The 941-nt window shown below is 22.4% G+C and carries 2 protein-coding genes; both read left to right on the plus strand.

Annotation, left to right across the window (positions count from 1 at the left end; all coding sequences use genetic code 4):
* The first annotated feature begins 279 nt into the window (after positions 1-279).
* The gene (locus EHV01_RS06035; RefSeq protein ID WP_422066669.1) at positions 280-678 is read left to right on the plus strand and encodes a hypothetical protein; all 399 of its coding nucleotides are present in this window, start codon (positions 280-282) and stop codon (positions 676-678) included.
* Positions 679-689: 11 nt separating this feature from the next.
* Positions 690-875 (plus strand): hypothetical protein, encoded by a 186-nt coding sequence (locus tag EHV01_RS06040; RefSeq protein ID WP_422066670.1) that lies wholly within the window; start codon positions 690-692, stop codon positions 873-875.
* The last annotated feature ends 66 nt before the right edge of the window (positions 876-941 follow it).

Below are 941 nucleotides of genomic sequence, written 5' to 3' on the forward strand. Positions count from 1 at the left end.
WAARGAATTTGAAAACTTAAAACAAGTTTATTTTAGTAAACCAAAAAATAGTTTTATTGAAATGGAGGATAAATAATGAATATAAAAAATGCTTGATTAACATTTATTAGTGTAAATTGGAATAAATATTAAAGATAAAAAATATAAATGCTATTGAAAAGATAATTCTATTGACATATTAACAKAATTATTTTTATAAAGGAAATATTAAAATGACAGAGCACGAACACGATGCTTGAAAACATTTACAATATTTTATAACAAAAGGAGTTGATAAAAATGGCACAAGCAAAAAGTAATCTATCTAAAAAATCACCAGCTAATAAACCTAAAATAAAAAATAAAAGAATTAATAAATTAGAATTAACTGTTAGACTCCATGAAAATCCGGTTAAAACCAAAATTAAAGCACTAGTTGCTGGTGGTGTTGAAGTTGATGCTTGTTCTGCTAAATGTCAGTGGGAAGGATTAAATTACTCAACATTATCAATATATAACCCATCTATTTTAACTGATTTTTTGAAATTAAAAAAAGATGATGAGATAAAAATTAAAGGTTCAGTATTTAATCAGCTAAATATAAAAACTAAAAGATATTTTTTATCTTTTCGAGTTGATAGTTTTGAAATTATACAAAAGGCTATTAGAACAAGAACAAATACAAATATTAAAAAATAGGAGGAAAAACAATGGCATTAAAAAATGTAAAATATGTTCTTATCGATGAACATGATAAACCAATTAAAAATGAAGATGATAGTTTTGATATTAAAACGGCAGAAGTTATTTTAGAAACTTCTGAAGAAATTAATGAATTTAATACAGGTAATTTAGAAAATAGCTTTAATTTTGTCGAAAACTCTTGATATTTATAAAATATACCTAAAATTAGGTATATTTTTAATATATGGAGGTAAATAATTAATGAAAAAAATAATTAC

The sequence above is a fragment of the Spiroplasma sp. hy2 genome (genome assembly GCF_044714365.1).
Classification (GTDB): domain Bacteria; phylum Bacillota_I; class Bacilli_A; order Mycoplasmatales; family Mycoplasmataceae; genus Spiroplasma; species Spiroplasma phoeniceum.